Source organism: Lentzea sp. NPDC051208, from assembly GCF_040682435.1.
Lineage (GTDB): Bacteria > Actinomycetota > Actinomycetes > Mycobacteriales > Pseudonocardiaceae > Lentzea > Lentzea kristufekii.
In genome coordinates, this window is the sequence record NZ_JBFBAW010000011.1 from 1 (window position 1) to 20,524 (window position 20,524).

The 20,524-nt window shown below is 69.6% G+C and carries 20 protein-coding genes; 12 read left to right on the plus strand and 8 right to left on the minus strand.

The genetic code is table 11. The features are described from left to right. Window positions 1–99: 99 nt before the first annotated feature. A complete protein-coding gene (locus AB0M48_RS25780; RefSeq protein ID WP_363846592.1) occupies window positions 100–996 on the minus strand; it encodes a LysR family transcriptional regulator in 897 nt (298 codons plus the stop codon). Window positions 997–1,019: 23 nt separating this feature from the next. On the opposite strand from AB0M48_RS25780, the gene AB0M48_RS25785 reads away from it, so the two are divergent. Beyond that, window positions 1,020–1,781 carry an inositol monophosphatase family protein gene (locus AB0M48_RS25785; protein ID WP_363846594.1) on the plus strand — a complete coding sequence of 254 codons (762 nt, stop codon included), beginning with the start codon at window positions 1,020–1,022 and terminating at the stop codon, window positions 1,779–1,781. On the opposite strand, the gene AB0M48_RS25790 is transcribed toward AB0M48_RS25785, so the two are convergent. After that, the gene (locus AB0M48_RS25790; protein WP_363846596.1) at window positions 1,778–2,614 is read right to left on the minus strand and encodes an AsnC family protein; all 837 of its coding nucleotides are present in this window, start codon (window positions 2,612–2,614) and stop codon (window positions 1,778–1,780) included. The genes AB0M48_RS25785 and AB0M48_RS25790 overlap by 4 nt on opposite strands. A 254-nt stretch (window positions 2,615–2,868) precedes the next feature. On the opposite strand from AB0M48_RS25790, the gene dnaE reads away from it, so the two are divergent. Genes dnaE through AB0M48_RS25805 form a run of 3 tightly spaced genes read left to right on the plus strand, consistent with a single transcriptional unit; the run spans window position 2,869 to window position 8,963 of the window. After that, the gene (dnaE, locus tag AB0M48_RS25795; protein WP_363846598.1) at window positions 2,869–6,432 is read left to right on the plus strand and encodes a DNA polymerase III subunit alpha; all 3,564 of its coding nucleotides are present in this window, start codon (window positions 2,869–2,871) and stop codon (window positions 6,430–6,432) included. Window positions 6,433–6,490: 58 nt separating this feature from the next. Beyond that, a complete protein-coding gene (locus AB0M48_RS25800; RefSeq protein WP_363846600.1) occupies window positions 6,491–7,696 on the plus strand; it encodes a cytochrome P450 in 1,206 nt (401 codons plus the stop codon). A 4-nt stretch (window positions 7,697–7,700) separates the two neighbouring features. Next, window positions 7,701–8,963 carry an adenosylmethionine--8-amino-7-oxononanoate transaminase gene (locus AB0M48_RS25805; protein ID WP_363847142.1) on the plus strand — a complete coding sequence of 421 codons (1,263 nt, stop codon included), beginning with the start codon at window positions 7,701–7,703 and terminating at the stop codon, window positions 8,961–8,963. On the opposite strand, the gene AB0M48_RS25810 is transcribed toward AB0M48_RS25805, so the two are convergent. Then, window positions 8,936–9,178, minus strand: a complete 243-nt coding sequence (locus AB0M48_RS25810) for a glutaredoxin family protein (protein ID WP_363846602.1) — start codon at window positions 9,176–9,178, stop codon at window positions 8,936–8,938. The genes AB0M48_RS25805 and AB0M48_RS25810 overlap by 28 nt on opposite strands. A gap of 36 nt (window positions 9,179–9,214) precedes the next feature. Here AB0M48_RS25810 and bioD point away from each other — a divergent pair, with 36 nt between their 5' ends. The 4 genes from bioD to AB0M48_RS25830 all read left to right on the plus strand — a co-directional run bounded on the left by bioD (window position 9,215) and on the right by AB0M48_RS25830 (window position 11,828). After that, window positions 9,215–9,934 carry a dethiobiotin synthase gene (gene bioD, locus AB0M48_RS25815; RefSeq protein ID WP_363846604.1) on the plus strand — a complete coding sequence of 240 codons (720 nt, stop codon included), beginning with the start codon at window positions 9,215–9,217 and terminating at the stop codon, window positions 9,932–9,934. A gap of 70 nt (window positions 9,935–10,004) precedes the next feature. Continuing rightward, complete coding sequence (bioB, locus tag AB0M48_RS25820; protein ID WP_191302858.1) at window positions 10,005–11,021, plus strand: biotin synthase BioB; 1,017 nt, start codon at window positions 10,005–10,007, stop codon at window positions 11,019–11,021. Window positions 11,022–11,032: 11 nt separating this feature from the next. After that, window positions 11,033–11,221: a hypothetical protein gene (locus tag AB0M48_RS25825; RefSeq protein ID WP_266043698.1), complete on the plus strand. Its 189-nt coding sequence runs from the start codon at window positions 11,033–11,035 to the stop codon at window positions 11,219–11,221. Window positions 11,222–11,234: 13 nt separating this feature from the next. After that, window positions 11,235–11,828: a DUF2567 domain-containing protein gene (locus tag AB0M48_RS25830; protein ID WP_363846607.1), complete on the plus strand. Its 594-nt coding sequence runs from the start codon at window positions 11,235–11,237 to the stop codon at window positions 11,826–11,828. 20 nt (window positions 11,829–11,848) lie between these two features. Here the strand turns inward: AB0M48_RS25830 and AB0M48_RS25835 are convergent, their stop codons facing one another. After that, window positions 11,849–12,571: a putative hydro-lyase gene (locus AB0M48_RS25835; RefSeq protein ID WP_363846609.1), complete on the minus strand. Its 723-nt coding sequence runs from the start codon at window positions 12,569–12,571 to the stop codon at window positions 11,849–11,851. Beyond that, window positions 12,568–13,812, minus strand: coding sequence for an MFS transporter (locus tag AB0M48_RS25840; protein ID WP_363846611.1), 1,245 nt, complete (start codon window positions 13,810–13,812; stop codon window positions 12,568–12,570). The genes AB0M48_RS25835 and AB0M48_RS25840 overlap by 4 nt, the downstream gene beginning before the upstream one ends. A 652-nt stretch (window positions 13,813–14,464) precedes the next feature. Here AB0M48_RS25840 and AB0M48_RS25845 point away from each other — a divergent pair. After that, window positions 14,465–15,178, plus strand: coding sequence for an alpha/beta hydrolase (locus AB0M48_RS25845; RefSeq protein WP_363846613.1), 714 nt, complete (start codon window positions 14,465–14,467; stop codon window positions 15,176–15,178). Here the strand turns inward: AB0M48_RS25845 and AB0M48_RS25850 are convergent. Both AB0M48_RS25850 and AB0M48_RS25855 read right to left on the minus strand, forming a co-directional pair. Next, window positions 15,175–15,855: an LON peptidase substrate-binding domain-containing protein gene (locus AB0M48_RS25850; RefSeq protein ID WP_363846615.1), complete on the minus strand. Its 681-nt coding sequence runs from the start codon at window positions 15,853–15,855 to the stop codon at window positions 15,175–15,177. The two genes, AB0M48_RS25845 and AB0M48_RS25850, sit on opposite strands and share 4 nt — an antisense overlap. Window positions 15,856–15,865: 10 nt before the next feature. Continuing rightward, entirely contained in the window at window positions 15,866–16,534 is a 669-nt protein-coding gene (locus AB0M48_RS25855; RefSeq protein ID WP_084401696.1) for an NUDIX domain-containing protein, read from the minus strand. A 100-nt stretch (window positions 16,535–16,634) separates the two neighbouring features. On the opposite strand from AB0M48_RS25855, the gene nadA reads away from it, so the two are divergent. The 3 genes from nadA to nadC are packed head-to-tail and all read left to right on the plus strand — an operon-like array spanning window position 16,635 to window position 20,112. Continuing rightward, a complete protein-coding gene (nadA, locus tag AB0M48_RS25860; protein ID WP_363846617.1) occupies window positions 16,635–17,654 on the plus strand; it encodes a quinolinate synthase NadA in 1,020 nt (339 codons plus the stop codon). Further along, window positions 17,654–19,267, plus strand: coding sequence for an L-aspartate oxidase (locus tag AB0M48_RS25865; RefSeq protein WP_363846619.1), 1,614 nt, complete (start codon window positions 17,654–17,656; stop codon window positions 19,265–19,267). The genes nadA and AB0M48_RS25865 overlap by 1 nt, the downstream gene beginning before the upstream one ends. Further along, window positions 19,264–20,112 carry a carboxylating nicotinate-nucleotide diphosphorylase gene (gene nadC / locus AB0M48_RS25870; RefSeq protein WP_363846621.1) on the plus strand — a complete coding sequence of 283 codons (849 nt, stop codon included), beginning with the start codon at window positions 19,264–19,266 and terminating at the stop codon, window positions 20,110–20,112. Before AB0M48_RS25865 ends, nadC begins: the two co-directional genes overlap by 4 nt. On the opposite strand, the gene AB0M48_RS25875 is transcribed toward nadC, so the two are convergent. After that, complete coding sequence (locus tag AB0M48_RS25875; RefSeq protein ID WP_363846623.1) at window positions 20,083–20,514, minus strand: hypothetical protein; 432 nt, start codon at window positions 20,512–20,514, stop codon at window positions 20,083–20,085. The genes nadC and AB0M48_RS25875 overlap by 30 nt on opposite strands. Window positions 20,515–20,524 lie beyond the last annotated feature (10 nt).

Genomic DNA, 20,524 nt, shown 5'->3' on the forward strand with positions numbered 1-20,524 from the left:
GCCCCGCAACACGCCGGCCTCGTCATCGGACAGCAGCAACTCAGGCAGCTTCGGGTTCGGCATGCCACCGAACCCTACGCCTGCACACGAATTAATGAATCAGGACACTAGGACCTCGCCGACGACCGTCCGCACCTGGTCGCGCAGCCACGCGTGGGCGAGGTCGGAGTCGTAGCGCTGGTGCCAGTTGCAGTTGATCGGCGCTTCCGGCGACTCGGCCGGCAGCGGCCGGGTGACCAGCCCGAACGCCTCGATCAACGGCCGGCACAAGATCGCCGTGGTGGTGACCAGCGCATCGCTCGCGGCCGCGATCTGCACCGCCGAGTGCACCGTCGCCACGGTCGCGATCACCTTGCGCCGCAACCCTTCCGCGGCCAGCAGGTCATCGATCGGAGCGGTCAGCCGGCCACGCCGCGAGACCACCACGTGCGGATAGGCGGCGTACGCGCGCAGATCCAGTTCGGCACACGGGTGTCCGGACCGCATGACCACGGCGAGCGCGTCGGTGCCGAGGGTCTCCGAGCGGAACTCGGGGAGTTCGGGCGTGCCGCCGCCGAGTTCCAGGTCGACCCGCCCGTGCCGCAGGTCGTCGGTGTCGGCGGAGTGCTCGGCGAGCACCCGCAGCCGCACTCCCGGTGCCTGCTCCGCGATCCGCCCGATCAGCGCGGGCACCACCGACGAGGCGAGGGCGTCGTGGCACTGGATCGTGAACGTGCGCTCCAGTTCGGCCAGGTCCAGCTCACGGCTCGGCGCCAGCACGGCGTTGGCCTGCCGCACCAGCCGGTGCACCTCGTCGGCGATCCCGAGCGCGTACGGCGTGGGCGTCATGGAGTGGCCGGTCCGCACGAGGATGTCGTCGCCGGTCACCTTCCTGATCCGCCCGAGCGTCCGGCTGACCGCGGGCGACGACAGGTGCAGCCGTTCCGCCGCCCCCATCACGCTGCCCTCTTCGAGGAGGGCGTCCAGCACCGTCAGCAGGTTCAGATCCGCTTGCATAACAGCCAATCTTGGAGGAAACCGTGCTCGCAGCCACCACCGCCGCCGTCCGCCGTGCCGGAGAGCGGATGCTGAAGCGCTACTCGACCGAATCCCGCACGTCCTCTCTCACGGAACTCGTCGCAGCCGTCCAAGCCAACGACGCCGCTGTCGTCGACCTGCTGAGGCCGGAACTGGCCGGGATCCACCCGCGGGCGCGCTGGCTCGACGACGAGCACGGCTCCGGTGCCCTGGGCTCCGGGGAGTGGTGGCTCGTCGACCCGGTCGGCGGCAACATGAACGCGGTCCAGGGCATGACCGACTGGAACATCGGCGTGAGCCTGGTCCGCGACGGCCGCCCGGTGCTCGCGGTCGTGTACTTCCCGCTGTTCGACGAGATGTTCACGGCCACCGAGGGCGGCGGCGCGTTCCTGAACGGCGTGCGGTTGACGGTCTCGGACAAGACGTCGCTGGACGGCGCACTGGCCGGTACCGGCCAGGCCCAGCCCGGTCAGGGCCCGGAGATGGCCGATCGGGTCGGCGCCTCCTACAGCGCGATGGCGAAGCAGGCCCTCTACGTCCGGATCTCGGTGCCGGTGACGCACCAGCTCGCCCAGGTCGCCGCCGGACGGATGGACCTGCACTGGCAGTACGACAACGTGCGCGCGCACGCGTCAGGTGTGTTGCTCGTGCAGGAGGCGGGCGGCGTCGTCACCGATCTGGACGGCAAGCCGTGGGAGCTGACCAGCCGTGAGTACCTGGCGGCCGCGCCGGGCGTGCACGCGGCGGCACTGGAACTGCTCTAGTCGTCGACGGTCCAGACGAGGGTGTTCAGGTCGACCTCGGGGCGCACGCTCCAGCGGACCTGGATCACCTGGGTCTCCTCCGGCAGCACGTACACGCTGTGCCCGCCCGCCGTCTCGCCCGGCTGCACGCCGAGCTTGTGCGCGGGCCGGGAGGACAGCGAGACCGGCGCCTTCGTCACGGTCTCACCGGTCTTGGTCACGAGGACCAGGTACATGTCCGGCAGCGAGGTGTAGGGGATCTGCGAGGTGTTCGTCACCTCGGTGTGCACGACCACGGACCGTTCGCCCTCGGCGAGCTTGTAGCCGGCCGCCGTGAACAGGAAGTCGGCCGGGTCGACGACCTCGACCAGCTGGATGGTGAGCCGGGCGCCTTCGAGGCTGTCCGCCTCCAGCGCCGAGCCGATCTTGCCGGTCCGCGAGACGACGGGCTTGGGCTGCGGCTGGTCCGCGCGCACCCAGCCCGCGGACTGGGGCGGGCCCCACGTCGCCTGCGGCGGTTGCTGGGCGGGGAACGGCTGGCTGATCGGAGCCTGCGGACCGTAGGGCTGCTGGACCGGGTGGGGGCCGCTCTGGTGCACCGCGTAGGGGCCGGACGGCGGGCCGCCCATGTAGTTGCCGTAGGCGGCGGCGTTCGCGAGGGCCCTGCGCACACCGTTCGGGTCGCACTCCACCCCGACCAGCAACGGCAGTCCGCTGCCCGAGAGGGTGATCAGGCGCATGGCGGCCTCGCGCGGGTCCATGCCCAGGCGCTGGGCGATCTCGTGCACGGCGGCGCGACCTGACTCGGCGAGAACGGCGAGCAGGCGGGCGTCTACGGGATCGGGGGGCACCACGAAAGAAACGCTACCCGTCGCTCCGGATCTCCGTGTCACCGCGTACCCGATCGAGATCAAGACAACGTGCGCTGTCGTGCGCCTTCGGTGGCCGTCGAAGGGCGTATGATGCGGCCTTTTTTCGCTGTGGCGGGAGAACGCGGGTTCGCTGGCGGGTCGGCTTCTTGAGCCGGAACAAGTCGGCTAGTCTCGACGAGCGCCAGGGGCCTTCCCGTTCCCCTCATTCGCGCTAAAACGCTTGCCATACAAGGGGGTTGCCGGTGGCGGACTCGTTTGTGCACCTGCACGTGCACACCGAGTACTCGATGCTCGACGGCGCGGCCAAGGTGGCTCCGCTGTTCGAGGAAGCCGAGCGGCTCGGCATGACCGCCGTGGGTATGAGTGACCACGGCAACATGTACGGGTCGGACGAGTTCTACCAAACGGCGATGAAGACCGGCATCAAGCCGATCATCGGCATCGAGGCGTACCTCGCCCCGCACAACCGCCTGCACAAGAAGCCGGTCGCCTGGGGCGACCCCGGTCAGCGCAGCGACGACATCTCCGGTGGTGGCGCCTACACCCACATGACGATGTGGGCGCGCAACGCGGACGGCCTGCGGAACCTCTTCCGGCTGCACACCGAGGCGAGCAAGACGGGCTACTACTACAAGCCCCGCATGGACCGCGAGCTCGTCTCGCAGCACGCCGACGGCATCATCGCGACGACCGGCTGCCCGTCCGGCGAGGTGCAGACCCGGTTGCGGCTCGGTCAGGTCAACGAGGCGTTCCAGGCCGCGTCCGACTACCGCGACATCTTCGGCAAGGAGAACTTCTTCCTGGAGTTGATGGACCACGGCCTGGAGATCGAGCGCCGTGTCCGCGACGGCCTGCTGGAGATCAGCAAGAAGCTCGGCATCCCGCCGCTCGCCACCAACGACAGCCACTACGTCACCAAGGACCAGGCGGACACGCACTCCGCGTTGCTCTGCGTCCAGTCCGGCAAGATGCTGACCGACCCGAACCGGTTCAAGTTCGACGGTGACGGCTACTACCTGAAGTCGTCCGAGGAGATGCGGGAGATCTGGAAGGACCTCCCGGAGGCGTGCGACAACACGCTGCTGGTCGCGTCGATGGTCGAGTCCTACGAGGACATCTGGACCGTCAAGGACCGCATCCCGAACTTCGAGGTCCCCGAGGGCGAGGACCAGGCGTCCTGGTTCCGCAAGGAGATCCGGCGCGGTCTCGAGTGGCGGTTCGCCGGCAAGGAAGTGCCCGAGGAGTACATCAAGCGCTGCGACTTCGAGGCCCAGGTCATCATCGACAAGGGCTTCCCGGCGTACTTCCTGATCGTCGCCGACCTGATCAGCTACGCCCGCAGCGTGGGCATCCGCGTCGGTCCCGGCCGTGGTTCGGCCGCGGGTGCCGCCGTGTCGTGGGCGATGGGCATCACGAACATCGACCCGATCCCGCACGGTCTGCTGTTCGAGCGGTTCCTGAACCCAGAGCGCACCGCCATGCCCGACATCGACATCGACTTCGACGACCGCCGTCGTGGCGAGATGATCCGCTACGCCAGCGAGAAGTACGGTGCCGACAAGGTCGCGCAGGTGATCACGTTCGGCACCATCAAGACCAAGGCCGCGCTGAAGGACTCGGCGCGCGTGCACCACGGTCAGCCGGGCTTCGCGATCGCCGACAAGATCTCGAAGGCGCTGCCGCCGCCGATCATGGCGAAGGACATCCCGCTCAACGGCATCGTCAACAAGAGCCACCCGCGCTACGGCGAGGCCGCCGAGGTCCGGTCGCTGCTGGAGACCGACGCGCAGGTGAAGGAGATCTTCGACACCGCGCTCGGTCTCGAGGGCCTGATCCGCAACGCCGGCGTGCACGCCTGCGCGGTGATCATGTCGAAGGACCCGCTCACGGAGTCCATCCCGCTCTGGTACCGCGACGACGGCTCGTTCATCACCGGCTGGGACTACCCGTCGTGCGAGAACATCGGCCTGCTGAAGATGGACTTCCTCGGGCTGCGCAACCTCACGGTGATGGGCGACGCGATCGAGAACATCGAGGCCAACCGCGGCAAGGACGCGGTCCCGGACTTCGACAAGCTCACGCTCGACGACCCGGAGACCTACGCGCTGCTCGGCCGCGGTGACACGCTCGGCGTGTTCCAGCTGGACGGCGGGCCGATGCGCGACCTGCTGCGCCGCATGCAGCCGACCACCTTCGAGGACATCGTCGCGGTCGGCGCGCTGTACCGCCCCGGTCCGATGGGTGTGAACGCGCACAACGACTACGCGGACCGCAAGAACGGCCGCCAGGAAGTCAAGCCGATCCACCCGCAGCTCGAGGAACCGCTCAAGGAGATCCTCGGCGAGACGCACGGTCTGATCGTCTACCAAGAGCAGATCATGTTCATCGCCCAGGAGGTCGCGGGCTACTCGATGGGTCGCGCGGACGTGCTCCGCAAGGCCATGGGCAAGAAGAAGGCCGAGGTTCTGGCCAAGGAGTTCGAGGGCTTCCGGGAGGGCATGCGCAACGACCCGCGCGGCTTCTCCGACGAGGCCATCCAGGCGCTGTGGGACACGATCCTCCCGTTCGCCGGCTACGCGTTCAACAAGTCGCACGCGGCCGCGTACGGCCTGATCTCGTACTGGACGGCGTACCTCAAGGCGAACTTCCGCGCCGAGTACATGGCCGCCCTGCTCACGTCGGTCGGCGACAACAAGGACAAGTCCGCGGTCTACCTGGCCGAGTGCCGCCGCCTGGGCATCAAGGTCCTCCCGCCGGACGTCAACGAGTCGGCGCTGCGCTTCAGCGCGGTCGGCACGGACATCCGCTTCGGCCTGGGCGCGATCCGCAACGTCGGTGCGAACGTCGTCGAGTCGATCATCAAGACCCGCCGGGAGAAGGGCAACTACACGTCCTTCACGGACTTCATGGACAAGTCCGAGCTCGTCGCCTGCAACAAGCGCGTGATCGAGTCGCTGATCAAGGCCGGCGCGTTCGACGCGTTCGGCCACCCCAGGCTGTCGCTGATCCAGGTGCACGAGGACGCGGTCGACGCCGTCGTCCCGATCAAGCGCAAGGAGGCGGAGGGGCAGTTCGACCTGTTCGGTGGCGACAGCGCCGACGACCAGGACGACAGCACCTCACCGCTCGCGCACCTCAAGTTCGGCACCGACGAGTACCCGCGCAAGCAGATGCTCAGCCTCGAGAAGGAGATGCTGGGGCTGTACGTGTCCTCGCACCCCCTCGACGGCGCCGAGCGGATCCTGCGCAAGTACGCGCCGCGGCCGATCGCGGTCGTGCTCGACGATCCGCCCAAGGAAGGCGAGCTGATCGTCTCGGGCATGATCTCGTCGATCGAGCGCCGGGTGAACAAGAACGGCCTGCCGTGGGCGATCACGGTGATCGAGGACCTGGACGCGTCCATCGAGGTCCTGTTCTTCCCGAAGTCCTACGAGGTCCTGCGCGACGACCTGGAGCTCGACTCCGCCGTGTGCGTGAAGGGCCGGGTGAACTGGCGCGACGACAAGATGGCGATCTTCGGCGACGGAGTCGTCCCGCTCGACATCAGCGACGCGGAGGCGAACCCCGGCGCGGATCCGCCCCTGGTCCTCGGCCTGCAGACCAAGACGCTGACGCCGGAGCTGATCGAAGAACTGAAGAGCGTGTTCAAGTCGCACGAGGGTCAGGTCGCCGTGCACCTGGAGGTGCAGAAGCGCGACAAGTCGAAGGAGATGATGGTGGTGGGCAACTTCCGGGTCAACACCACGCCGTCGCTCTTCGGTGACCTCAAGACCATCCGCGGCATCACGATCCACCGTTAGGGAACGGCCGGACTCGAAATAGTGGCGACGGTTGAGTAAACGGGGTTAACTGGGTGAGGTGACGACACTCACCCGGTTGACCGCCGACTACGTCCAGAACCCGCACGAGGTGAACGACCTGTTGCGCGCCGAGGGGCCGGCGCGGGAAGTGATCCTGCCGCACGGCCTCAAGGCCTGGCTCGTCACCCGGTACGACGAGGCGAAGATCGCTCTCACCGACCCCAGGGTCAGCAAGAACGTCCAGGCCGGCGGCCACCTGATGGCCAAGCACGCCACCCAGACGCACGTGCGCCGCGAGATCGAGCCCACGCTCTCCGTCCACATGCTCAACATGGACCCGCCCGGCCACACCCGGCTGCGCAAGCTCGTGACCAAGGCGTTCACCGCCCGCCGCATCGAGCTGATGCGCCCGCGCGTGCAGGAGATCGCGGCCGAGCTGATCGCGAAGCTGAACGACGGCGACGAGGTCGACCTGCTGGAGGCCTTCGCGTTCCCGCTGCCCATCACGGTGATCTGCGAGCTGCTCGGAATCCCGATCGACAACCGCGACGACTTCCGCGAGTGGTCCAACCAGCTGCTGACCTTCGGCACGCCCGAGCAGGTCCAGGCCGCCGCGGGCGCGATGGCCGGTTTCCTGTTCCAGCACGTCACGGCCATCGCCGAGGCCGAACCGAACGACACGTTCTTCTCCGCTCTCGTGCACGCCGACGACTCCGGTGACCGGCTGAACACCGAGGAACTGATCTCGATGGCGTTCCTGCTGCTCGTGGCGGGCCACGAGACGACGGTGAACCTCATCGGCAACGCGGTGCTGTCGTTGCTGAAGAACCCGGAACAGCTGCAGATCCTCAAGGACCGCCCGGAGCTGATCCCGGCGAGCACGGAGGAGTTCCTGCGGCTGGAAGGGCCGGTCAACGTCGCTACCTTCCGCTACACCAAGGAACCTCTCGACCTCGGCGGCGTCACCGTGCCTGCCGACGAGATCCTCATGGTGTCGCTGATCGCCGCGAACCGGGACCCGGCGAAGTACGAGAACCCCGACCGGCTCGACGTGACGCGGTCCGCGCAGGGGCACGTGGCGTTCGGTCACGGCATCCACTTCTGCCTCGGCGCGCCGCTGGCCCGGCTGGAGTTCGACGTGGCGCTGACGCAGCTGCTCGACCGGTTCCCGAACCTGACGCTGGCCGCGGAGCCGGAGATGTTGGCGTGGCGCGACAGCACGCTGATCCGCGGCCTGCACACCCTGCCCGTGCGCCTCGCCTAATGTGCTGCGGGTGGACGACCTGCTGAAGCTCGACCAGGCGCACGTCTGGCACCCGTACGGCCCGATGCCGGGCACCCAGGAGCCGTTGCTCGTTTCAGGGGCCTCGGGTGTCCGGCTCGAACTCGCGGACGGCCGCGAGCTCGTCGACGGCATGTCGTCGTGGTGGGCGGCCATCCACGGCTACCGCCACCCCGTGCTGGACGCGGCCGTCACCGAGCAGCTCGGCAGGATGAGCCACGTGATGTTCGGCGGGCTCACGCACGAGCCCGCCATCAGGCTCAGCGCGAAGCTCGTCGAGATCACCCCCGAGCCGTTGCAGCACGTGTTCCTCTGCGACTCCGGCTCGGTGTCGGTCGAGGTCGCGGTGAAGATGTGCCTGCAGTACTGGCGTTCGCAGAACCGGCCGGAGAAGCACCGCCTGATGACGTGGCGCGGCGGCTACCACGGCGACACGTTCAACCCGATGTCCGTCTGCGACCCCGACGGCGGCATGCACTCGCTGTGGCGTGGAATCTTGCCGCAGCAGGTGTTCGCGGACGCGCCACCGGCCGAAATGGACACCGCGTACGTCCAGCACCTCGCCGGCCTGATCGAGGAACACGCCGGAGAACTCGCCGCGATCATCGTCGAGCCGGTCGTGCAGGGCGCCGGGGGCATGCGCTTCCACGACCCGCGCTACCTGCACGTGCTGCGCGAACTGGCGTACACGCACGACGTGCTGCTGGTGTTCGACGAGATCGCCACGGGCTTCGGCCGCACGGGCGAGCTGTTCGGTGCCGACCACGCGAACGTCAGCCCGGACGTCATGTGCCTGGGCAAGTCGCTGACCGGTGGGTACATGACGATGGCCGCCACCCTGTGCACCACGCGGGTGGCGGACGGGATCAGCAAGGGCGAGGTGCCGGTGCTCGCCCACGGGCCGACGTTCATGGGCAACCCGCTCGCGTCGGCGGTGTCGCTGGCGTCGATCGACCTGCTGCTGTCGCAGGATTGGAAGCGCGAGGTAGCCCGCATCTCCGCCGGGCTCGCCGAAGGACTCGCGCCCGCACGCGCGTTGCCCGGCGTTCGGGACGTGCGCGTGCTGGGCGCTATCGGCGTCGTGCAGCTGCATGAGCCCGCCGACATGGCCCGTGCCACCAAGGCTGCGGTCGACGCGGGGGTGTGGCTGAGGCCGTTCCGCGACCTGATCTACACGATGCCGCCGTTCGTCAGCACGGACGACGACGTCGCGGCGATCTGTCAGGGAGTGATCGCGGCCGCGAGCTGAGTGTCGGTCGGCTCGACCATGAACTCGCCGTTCGGGAGCACGACGACGGGGATCTGCTTGCGTCCGGAGATCTCGATCGCCCTGTCGCGCGCCTCGTCGTCGTGCTCGACGTCGACGTAGGTGAACGGCACGTTGTTGCGGGTCAGCCACGCCTTGGCCCGGCGGCAGTCGCCACACCACTCGGCGCCGTACATCACGATCAGTTCGTCGGTCATGCCCTCACGTTAGGTGACGTCCTAAGGTGAGGACCTGTGAGCGTGCTGGTGATCACCGGAACCGGGACAGAGGTCGGCAAGACCGCCGTCACCGCGGGCATCGCGGCGCTGGCCAGGGCAGAAGGCAGACGGGTCGCGGTGCTCAAGCCCGCGCAGACCGGCCTGCTGCCCGGCGAGCCCGGCGACGTGGCGGAGGTGGCGCGGCTGGCGGGCGACGTGACGACCCGTGAGCTGGCCAGATACCCCGATCCGCTGGCCCCCGCCACCGCGGCCAGACGCGCGGGCATGGCCACCATCCACCCCAAGGACGTCGCCGCCGAGGTCACCGCGCTCGACGAGACCCACGACCTGGTGCTGGTCGAGGGCGCGGGCGGGCTGCTGGTGCGGTTCGACGAGGGCGGCTCGACGCTGGCCGACATCGCGTGGGCGGTGAACGCGCCCGTGCTGATCGTGGCCCAGGCCGGGCTCGGCACGCTGAACGCGACCGCGCTGACGGCCGAGGCGTTGCAGCGGCGTGGGCTCGAGTCGATCGGTGTCGTGGTGGGCAGCTGGCCGCCGCACCCCGACCTCGCCTCGCTCACGAACCTGGCCGATCTGCCGGAGGCGGCGGGCGCTCCGCTGCTCGGCGCGCTGCCGCAGGGTGTGACGAAGCTCGGTCCCGTGGACTTCCTGGCCGTCGCCAAGAGATCGTTTTCACCCTGGTTCGGCGGGGAGTTCGACCCGGAGACGTTCGCGGCTCAATTCGCGGTCCAGTGACCTACATCGCTGCACGATGAAGGATTCAGTGAGGCACACTGGCTCGCCAGGCCACAGAGGAGGAGAGACCGTGACCGCAGCACCGGAACAGATCGACGTGCTCGACGAAGCTCGTGAGCAGGTGCTCGAACGAGGCGTCGGGCTCACCGAGGCTCAGGTGCTGAAGGTGCTGGAGCTGCCGGAGGACCGCATCCCCGAGCTGCTCGCGCTGGCGCACGAGGTCCGTGAGCGCTGGTGCGGCCCCGAGGTCGAGGTCGAGGGCATCGTCTCGCTCAAGACCGGCGGCTGCCCCGAGGACTGCCACTTCTGCTCGCAGTCGGGCCAGTTCCCCTCGCCCGTGCGCTCGGCGTGGCTGGACATCCCCGGCCTGGTCCGCGCGGCGCGGCAGACCCGCGACACCGGCGCGACCGAGTTCTGCATCGTCGCGGCCGTGCGCGGCCCGGACAAGCGGCTGCTCTCGCAGGTGCGCGACGGCATCAAGGCCATCCGCGAGGACGGCAACGACATCCAGATCGCCTGCTCGCTCGGCATGCTGACGCAGGAGCAGGTCGACGAGCTCGTGGCCATGGGCGTGCACCGCTACAACCACAACCTCGAGACCGCCCGCTCGCACTTCCCCGAGGTCGTGACCACACACTCCTGGGAGGAGCGCTGGGACACGCTGCGGATGATCCGCGACGCCGGCATGGAGGTCTGCTGCGGCGGCATCATCGGCATGGGGGAGACGCTGGCGCAGCGCGCGGAGTTCGCCGTGCAGCTCGCGGAGCTGGAGCCGGACGAGGTCCCGCTGAACTTCCTCATCCCGAACCCCGGCACGCCGTACGAGAACTACCCGGTCGTCGAGGGTGCCGAGGCGCTGCGCACGGTCGGCGCGTTCCGGCTCGCGCTGCCCCGCACGATCCTGCGCTTCGCCGGCGGCCGTGAGCTGACGTTCGGCGACCTGGGTGCGAAGCAGGGCATGCTCGGCGGCATCAACGCGATCATCGTCGGCAACTACCTGACGAACCTCGGCCGTCCCGCGCAGCAGGACCTCGACATGCTCGAAGAGCTGTCGATGCCCATCAAGGCGCTGAGCCAGACCCTGTGACGACGACTCAGATGACGTACTGCTCGTTCTGCGGCAAAGAGGAAGCTGACGGCGACCACGGGTTCTGCCGTCAGCGGCTGTCGATGATCGACCCGCCGCGGTACTGCTCGGAGTGCGCGCGCCGCATGGTCGTCCAGGTGACCCCGGACGGCTGGGCGGCGCGCTGCAGCCGCCACGGCGAGATCACCTCGGCTCGGTAGTAACCTCTCGCGAATGGACGACGAAGCAGCGCCGGTGCGCCTCGAACCCGTGCCGGAGCCGCCGTACGTCTACCACTACTACCCCCGGCCACGGCCGAAGGTGGTGGTGAAGCGGGATCTGCTGCCGAGCCTCGTGGTGGCGCTGACGACGTTCATCGGTGCCTTCCCCGCCGGGTTCCTCTGGTCGCGGCTGGCGCCGGGTCAGCTCAAGGTCGTGTCGCCGCAGGACAACAAGCTCTACCCGATCGGCCTGGAGAGCTACCACCGGCTCGACGCGCTGATGGTGTTCGTGCTGATCGGCCTCGGAGCGGGCGTGATCACGGGCATCGCGGTGTGGCTGATGCGGCAGCGGCGCGGCCCCGTGGTGATGCTGGCGATGACGGCGGGCTCGTTCGCCGCGGCGTGGTTCGCGCAGGACTTCGGCGGGAGCCTGGCCGGCGGCCTGTACCCGAGCCCGGCGGAGATCAAGCCGAACGACACGTTGCTCGTGGCGCCGGTTTTGGAGACGGGGTGGGGAATCCTGGCGTGGCCGCTCGCCGCCGCGCTGGCCTACGGGTGCTGCGCGGCCTGGAACGGCCTCGACGACCTGGGGCGGCGCCTCGGCTGAGGCACCGCCCTCGTGGGCGCCTATCCGACCCGGTAGGCGAAGTCGGGCATGTCCGTCACGAACATCTGACCGGGCGCGTGGGTGATCGCGAACGGCGGCCTGGACTTCATCAGCACGGCCTGAGGAGTCACCCCGCACGCCCAGAACACCGGCACGTCACCAGGTTCGTGCTCGACGGCGTCCCCGAAGTCCGGTGCGCCGACGTCCTCGATCCCCAGCATCCGGGGGTCGCCCGCACCGACCGGGGCGCCGTGCACCGACGGCATGAGCGCGGTGACCTTGTGCGCGATGTCCACAAGGGACTCCGGAATCCAGCGCATCGACACGACCATCGGTCCGTGCAGCCGTCCGGCGGGCCTGCACTGGATGTCCGTGACGAACATCGAGACGTTCCTGCCCTGCTCCACGTGCCGCAGCGGCACTCCCGCGTTGGTGAGCGCCGTCTCGAACGTGAAGCTGCAGCCGATCAGGAACGTCACCAGGTCGTCGCGCCAGTACCCGGTCGCGTTCTCGGGTTCCGCCGTGAGCTCGCCGTACTCCCAGATCCGGTAGCGCGGCGCGTGGGTGCGCACGTCCGCGTCCCGCTTGAGCGCGCTGACCGTCTCGCCCGCGTCCAGCACGTCGAGCACCGGGCACGGCTTGGGGTTGCGGTGGGTGAAGAGCAGGAAGTCGTACGCCCAGTCCTTCGGGATGGCGATCAGGTTGGCCTGCGCCTGTCCCGGCGCTCGTCCCGCGGTCGTCATTCGAGCTCCTTGTTGACCGTCTCCGGCAGCCAGACGAGTGCGATGACGGCGATTCCGTACGCGGCCGCCCCGAACAGCATCGCACCGCCGATGCCGAGCCGGTCCGCCATGAACCCGACCACGCCGGGGAAGACGGCACCGAACGCGCGCCCGAAGTTGTAGGTGAAGCCCTGTCCCGTACCCCTGAGCCGGGTCGGGTAGAGCTCGCTGAGGTAGCTGCCGAAGCCGCTGAAGATGGCGCTCATGCAGAACCCGAGCGGGAAGCCGAGGAACATGACCAACGTGTTGGCACCGTTGGGGATCTGCGTGTAGGCGACGATCAGCACCGCGCTGGCGACGGCGAACACCGTGAAGGTCTTCTTGCGCCCCAGGTAGTCCGTGAGGTAGCCGCCGGACACGTACCCGATGAACGCGCCGGTGATGAGGAACGCGAGGTACCCGCCCGTGCCGATGATCGTGAGGCCGCGCCCGGTCTGCAGGAACGCCGGCAGCCACAACGCGAGCGTGTAGTACCCGCCCTGGACACCGGTCGCGAGCAGCGCGGCGAACAGCGTGGTCTTGAGGATCGGGCCCCGGAAGATCTTCGGGAACGTGCCGCGTTCCTTGGGCTGGGACTTGGTCTCCGGTGCGTCGTCGACGTTGCGGCGCACGTAGAAGATGAGGACCGCGGGCAGCGCACCCGTCCAGAACATGATGCGCCAGGAGATCGCCGGGTCCGCCAGCGTGGCGACCAGCGTGTTGATGAGGACCGCGAGCCCCCAGCCGACCGCCCACGCGCTCTGGATGAACGCCACCGTGCGGCCGCGGTACTTCGGCTTGCAGTACTCGGCCACGAGGATCGCCCCGGCCGCCCACTCGCCACCGAAGCCCAGTCCCTGCAGGGCGCGGAAGACCAGCAGGGTCTCGTAGTTGGTCGCGAAGCCGCACAGCACCGTGAAGAACGCGTAGGCCGCGATCGTGATGATCAGCGTCCTGGAGCGGCCGAGCCGGTCGGCCATGACGCCCGCCACCGCGCCGCCGATGGCGCTCATCAGCAGGGTGCTCGTGCCCAGCATGCCTGCTTCCGCCTTGGTGAGGCCGAAGTAGCCGGTGATCGCGACCAGGCTCAGGGGCAGGACCCAGTAGTCGTAGGAGTCCAGCCCGTAACCGCCGAAGGCGCCGACGAACGCGCGCCTGCCCTTCTGGCCGAGACTGTGGAACCAGGCGAAACGGCCTGTGTCCTCGGTCGTGGACGTGCTCATGGGACACCTCGCAGCGTGGTGGAGGAGTGGTCGAGTGTGATGTGGGACTCAGAGTAAGGATTGTTCAACAATCCCACAAGGCCACAATTCAACGATCCGACGATCGGCGGGGGGAAGTGGACTGGGTGGCGTCGGTTGGTGCGGCTCAACGGTCCGCGCGGTCGGCTTTCGGCGATCCGCGCGGCGGCGGGCTCTCGGCGGTCCGCGTGGTCGTTTTTCGGCGGTCCGCTCGGCAGTGGGCTCTCAACGGCCGCGCGTTGGGGCTCCCGGCGGTCCGCGCGGCGGTGGGCTCAACGGGGCCGCGTGGGCTCTCAACGGGGCCGCGCGGTCGGGCTCTCGACAGGCGGCGCGGTCGGGCTCTCGTCACGCGGCACGGCGGCTCGACCGGTGAGGGCCGGTCGCTTTCATCCGGCGAGGGCGGTCCAACAGTGCGCGGTCACGGCTCATCCGGTCGCCCCGTCACCCCGACACGGCTCATCCGGTCACCCCGACACGGCTCAACAATCCGCGCGTACCCACGCGTTCAGGTCGCACAGACCACGGCAGCACGCCACGAGCACCGGGAGCAGACATCGTCACCTCGGTCGACGGCACCACCGTCACCCACACCACCACCGGCAGCGGACCCGGCCTCCTGGTCGTCCCCGGTCCGATGGAAGAAGCCGCAGGACTCCAGGACCTGGCGAACGCACTGGCGGCCAAGTCCACCGTGCACGTCCTCGACCGCCGGGGCAGAGACGGCAGCGGCCCGCCTGCACCCGGCCACGGTCTCGCCGCCGAGGTCGAAGACGCGCAGGCGGTCCTGGCGGCCACCGGCGCGGAACGCGTCCTGGGACTCAGTTCGGGAGCCGTGATCGCGCTGCACACGGCCCTCCGCACACCCGGCGTCACCCACATCATCGCCTACGAGCCCCCGATCACCGTGGCCAGACGCAAAGCCGCGGTCATCGCGAGGTTCGAGAAGGAGCTGAACGCGGGCCAGAGCGTGGAAGCCTTGGTCACGTTGGTCAAGGGCCTGGAGTTCGGCCCACGCGCGTTGCGTTTCGTGCCGAGCCGTCTCCTCGCCGCGGTACTGCGCATGGGGCAGGACGAGGAACGGGACCTGCTGGACCGCCTGCCGACACTCCTGCACGACATCCGGATCACGGAGGAGGGCGCACAGGACCTGCGGCGCTTCCAGGCTCTCGAGGCCAGGGTGTTGCTGGTCGGTGGCACCAAGTCGCCGGACTACCTCACCGAAGGCCTGCGCGCGCTCGCGGACCTGCTCCCGCACGCGGAGAAGGTCCTCGTGGCAGAAGCCGACCACTTCACCCCCGGCGAGCACCCGAACCAGGTGCTGCCCGCGTTCCAGGGATTTCTCGGCTAGTTCGGGCTGGGCACGTGCCCGAACTCGGTCAACGGCACCGGAACGGCCTTCAAAGCCGAGAGGATCCCGGTCTCCCGGTGCAGCATCCGCCGCACCAGCCGCAACCGCCGAGCCGGCGACCTCTCCTCCAGCAACCGCTGCCGATCCTCCACGGGCAGCAGACAGTCAGCGGCCAGCAGGTACGACAGATCCCCCAGCGAGACGTCGTCCCGGGGCGCCGACCAGTCCTCGCGGTGCCAAGCGGCGCCGCAGTACCGCTCGTGGGCCGCGCGGGCGCCGCGCTCCAGGATCGGCACGACCTCCTGCGCCGCCTCGGGCACGGGAGCGTCGTCCAGGTAGTCGACGTGGGCCAGCAGGTACGGCGCCGCCGTCGTGTCGACGTCGAGCAGCCGGAAGCGGCGCACCCCGCGCGTCACGATGTCGAAGCGGCCCTCCGGCAACGGGCGCGCGTCCAGCAGGTCGGCCGAGCAGCCGATGTCCTGCAGCGAGTGGATGTTGTCGGCGCCCACCTCCCAGCCCTGCTTGATGCACACGACGCCGAACGTCCGGCCGAACAGGGAACCGGTCATGAGATCCACGACGAGCTGCCGGTAGCGCGGTTCGAAGATGTGCAACGGCAAGGACGCCCCGGGCAGCAGTACGGTGCCCAGCGGGAACAACGGAAGCGTCTCTGCCACGCGCCCAACGTTACGTGGTGCCACTCCCGCCCGCCGGACGGCCGGATCCGGGCGGCCTGAGCACGGCGAACGGATCAGTCACCAAGATTGCCTTGGCGCTGAACCGGAACAAAGCCGCTGGGCGGCCGCCGGACGGTCCGGGGGGAGCGGTACCGCCCGTGGGCTCCAGCAACAACCGCCGTGACAGCACCCGTTGCAGGTTCGTCGCGGACACGCGGTAGCCCAGGGCGGCGGAGTAGTGGTCGCGCAGCAGGGAGATCGTGAACTCCGGTGGTGCCAGTGCGAAGCCGACGTTCGTGTACGACAGCTTCGAGCCGAGCCTGTGCCGCGCTCGATGCACGATCGACGCGTGGTCGAACGCCATCGCGGGCAACTTCTCCACGCAGTGCCACTCCGTGTCGGCCGGCCGTTCGGGATCGACGTCCGAGGGCACCAGTCCGAGGAACGCCGTCGCCACGACGCGGGGACCGGGAACGCGGTCGGGCGCGCTGAACACGGCGAGCTGTTCGACGTGTGACAACTGTCGCACGTCGACTTTTTCCGCCAGCTGACGGCGGATGGAGGACTCGACGTCCTCGTCCACCCGCAGCTCCCCACCCGGCAACGACCAGCGGTGAGCGTGTGGTTCCCGAGCGCGCTCCCACAGCATGACCTGGAGTGACGCACCTCTCACCCGCAACACAGCGGCCAGAACTTCGTGCCCCACACCTGCCACCTGGCTGATACTATCGGCCACGTTTTCGACCAGTAGGCGAAAACCCCGGATCGAGGAGGCAGTGATGGTCGCTACCGCAACCGTGGAGCGAACCGCGTCGGGTGTGTACGGCGGAGTCGAGCCGAACGCCGCGTGGCGAGACGAGGTGCTGCGCCTCGCGAAGGAGCGCGACGCCGTCATCCTGGCGCACAACTACCAGCTGCCCGAGATCCAGGACATCGCCCACCACACCGGCGACTCCCTCGCGCTGAGCCGGATCGCCGCGCAGTCCGACGCGCAGACCATCATCTTCTGCGGCGTGCACTTCATGGCCGAGACCGCGAAGATCCTCGCCCCGCAGAAGACCGTGCTGATCCCGGACGAGCGCGCGGGCTGCTCGCTCGCCGACTCGATCACGGGCGCGCAGCTGCGCGAGTGGAAGGCGGAGCACCCCGGTGCGGTCGTCGTGTCGTATGTGAACACGACCGCCGAGGTGAAGGCCGAGACGGACATCTGCTGCACGTCCTCGAACGCCGTCGACGTCGTCAGGTCGATCCAGGCGGACCGCGAGGTGCTGTTCTGCCCGGACCAGTTCCTGGGTGCGCACGTCAAGCGCGAGACCGGCCGCGAGAACATGCACATCTGGGCGGGCGAGTGCCACGTCCACGCGGGCATCAACGGCCCTGAGCTGGCCGAGCGCGCCGCCGCGAACCCGGAGGCGGACCTCTTCATCCACCCGGAGTGCGGCTGCGCGACGAGCGCGCTGTACCTGAGCGGCGAGGGCATCGTCCCGGCGGAGAAGGTCAAGATCCTCTCGACCGGCGACATGATCACCGCGGCCCGCTCGACGAAGGCGACCAAGGTGCTCGTCGCGACCGAGATCGGCATGCTGCACCAGCTGCGCAAGGCCGCTCCGGAGATCGACTTCCGCGCCGTGAACGACCGCGCGTCCTGCACCTACATGAAGATGATCACGCCGGCCGCGCTGCTGCGCTGCGTGCGTGACGGCCTGGACGAGGTGCACGTCGACCTGGAGACCGCCCGGCGCGCCCAGGGTGCCGTGCAGCGGATGATCGAGATCGGCCAGCCCGGCGGCGGTGAGTGATGGCCGCGCGCTGGGAGGCGCGAGCCGACCTGATCGTGGTCGGCACCGGCGTGGCGGGTCTGACCGCCGCGCTGCGGGCTCGTGAGCTGGGACTTCGGGTCCTGGTCGTCACGAAGGCCGCGGGAGACGACGGCAACACCCGGTGGGCCCAGGGTGGCGTCGCCGTCGTCATGGAGGACCAGCACGACGTCGGCGACTCGGTCGCGCGGCACATCGAGGACACGCTGACGGCGGGCGCGGGCCTCTGCGAGGACGCGGCCGTCGCGGCGATCATCACCGACGGCCCCGCGGCCGTCGCCCGGTTGCGCGAGCGCGGTGCCGTGTTCGACGCGAAGCCGGACGGCCTGCTCGAACGCACCCGCGAGGGCGGCCACAGCGCGTTCCGCGTCGTGCACGCCGGTGGCGACGCGACCGGCGCCGAGGTCGAGCGCGCCCTGCTCAAGGCCACTGTGGACGGACGGGTTCCCCTGCTGGAGAACCACGTCGCGGTCGACGCGGTGAAGACGCCGCTCGGTGCCGTGGCCGGACTGCTCGTGCTCGACGGCAACGGCGTGCCCGGTGTGCTCACCGCGCCCGCCGTGCTGCTCGCGACCGGCGGCCTCGGTCAGATGTACCAGGCGACCTCGAACCCCTCGGTGGCGACGGGGGACGGGCTGGCGCTGGCGCTCAGGGCCGGCGCGCTGGCCGCGGACGTCGAGTTCATCCAGTTCCACCCGACCGTTCTGTACACGGGCCGCGGCGCCCGCGGCCGGTGCCCGCTCGTCACGGAAGCCGTGCGCGGTGAGGGCGCCGTGCTGATCGACGCGACCGGCGCCCGCGTGATGAAGGGCGTGCACCCGCTCGAAGACCTGGCGCCGCGCGACGTCGTGGCGGCCGCGATCACCCGGCACATGGCGGCCGGACCCGGCGGCGTCGACGACCACGTCTTCCTGGACGCGACGGCGCTGCACGACATGGCGACCCGCTTCCCGACCGTGTTCTCGGCCTGCGTCTCGGTGGGCATCGACCCGGCCGTGGACCCGATCCCGGTCGCCCCGGCGGCGCACTTCGCCTGCGGCGGCGTGGTCTCCACCGTCGACGGCCGCACCGGCGTGACGGGTCTCTACGCGATCGGCGAGGTCGCCCGCACGGGCCTGCACGGCGCGAACCGCTTGGCCTCCAACAGCTTGCTCGAAGGCCTGGTCTGCGGCACCCGTGCCGCCGAGACCGTCGCCGCCGACATCGCCATCGGCCTGATCGCGCCCGCGCGGTCGGTCGAGCCCGCGCTGCCCACCGCGCCGGTCGCCGACCGGGACCTGTTGCAACGCGTGATGTCCCGCTACGCCGCGATCGGCCGTGACGCCGAGGGTTTGGCCGTCGTCGGCTCGGTGCTCGACGTGTCCACTGTGGACAAGCAGCTGGAGTCGCGCGAACTGGTCGAGGACGCGGCGCTGACCACGGCCGCCCGCGCCCTGATCGCGGCGGCGCAGCAACGCACCGAGTCACGCGGCTGCCACGTGCGCACGGACTTCACCGAGCGTTCCGAGGCGTGGCGGCGCAGCCAGCTCGTCCGGCTCACCCCGACCGGTCAGCCCGTGCTGGCCGATCCTGTTCTCGCAGAGGGTGTCGCATGACCATCGACGGCAGCATCGACTGGGACGACGCGAACCGGGTCATCCAGCTCGCGCTGGAGGAGGACCTCCGCTACGGCCTCGACGCCACGACGCTGGCGACGGTGCCCGAGAAGGCCGTGGCCACCGCCGAGATCACCCCTCGCGCGGCGGGCGTGCTGTGCGGCGTTTCCGTCGCCCGCACGGCTTTCCAGCGCTACCTGCCCGAGGTCGAGGTGCTCTCCGAGGCCTCCGACGGCGACAAGGCCGTCCCCGGCGAGCCGGCGCTGGTGCTGACCGGCCCGACCCGCGGCCTGCTCACCGTCGAGCGCACGGCGCTGAACCTGATCTGCCACCTGTCGGGCATCGCGACGCAGACCGCCCGCTGGGTGAGCGCGATCGAGGGCACCGGCGCGGCCGTCCGCGACTCGCGCAAGACGTTGCCGGGCCTGCGTCTGCTGCAGAAGTACGCGGTGCGGGCCGGCGGCGGCGTGAACCACCGCATGGGCCTCGGTGACGCGATCCTCATCAAGGACAACCACGTCGCCGCGGCCGGTTCGGTCGGCGCCGCGATCCGCGCGGCCCGTGCGCACGCGCCCGAACTGCTGATGGAGGTCGAGGTCGACAGCCTCGACCAGCTCGACGAGGCGCTGGCCGAGGGCGCGGAACTGGTGCTGCTGGACAACTTCACGCCCGAGCAGTGCGCTCAGGCCGTGCGGCGGCGTCCGGACGGCGTGCAGCTGGAGGCGTCCGGCGGGCTCACGCTCGACGTGGCCCTCCGGTACGCCGAGACCGGGGTGGACTACCTCGCGGTCGGTGGCCTCACGCACTCCAGCCCGTCACTCGACCTGGGCCTGGACCTGCGCTAGCGGCGGCCGGTACCGCTCGACGCCGACCCCGCGGGCGCCGGGGAAGTTCTGCACCCGGCGCCAGTCGGCGGTGTTCGAGCCGACTCCGTTGCCGTCGGACAGCGCGTCGATGTGGTCCTGCGCGCTGGCCCACTCCGCGTAGTTGATCACCTGCTTGCCGTCCTCCCGGATGTGGAAGGCGGCGGAGATGCCGCCGGGGTGCGGGTTCGGCTCGCTGGCGAGCGCCACGAACACCGAGTCGACCCACGCCCGTGCGGTGGCCTCGTCGTCGGTGTCGATCGTCACCAGGACGACGCACCCCACGGGCCTGCTCCCGGACGCCATTCCCCCTGTGCGGTAGAGCTTGAAGCCGTCGAGTTCCTTGCGGTTGCGGACGAAAGCGGGCAGCTCGGGAAGTGTCATGTCCCCGATC